The following is a 215-nucleotide window of genomic DNA, read 5'->3' as shown; positions in this document are numbered from 1 at the left end:
GAAGCCCGGTTCCACCGAATGATCGCGCGGCTTCGTGCCTGTCAGACTCCGATCTTCGACGACTTCACGCTCTCGGGCGGCAGGTATCCGCCTATTACAACGCACCCCAAGATATCGAGTGGGGTATATGCGGCGATGAGCTCTACCTCTTGCAGACTCGACCGATTACATCTTTATCGAATCTGTCGAACACCGACTCGGGACACGGACCTGCA

The 215-nt window shown here is 56.7% G+C and carries 1 protein-coding gene; it reads left to right on the top strand.

Annotated features, from left to right (window positions below):
• The coding region (locus tag HMPREF2554_RS11800; RefSeq protein WP_305793971.1) for a PEP/pyruvate-binding domain-containing protein at positions 1 to 215 on the top strand (215 nt) is incomplete at both ends.

The sequence above is a fragment of the Rothia sp. HMSC071F11 genome (assembly GCF_001809115.1).
Lineage (GTDB): Bacteria > Actinomycetota > Actinomycetes > Actinomycetales > Micrococcaceae > Rothia > Rothia dentocariosa.
Note: the sequence above shows the minus strand (reverse complement) of the source record. Positions and strands in the feature narration are given on the sequence as shown.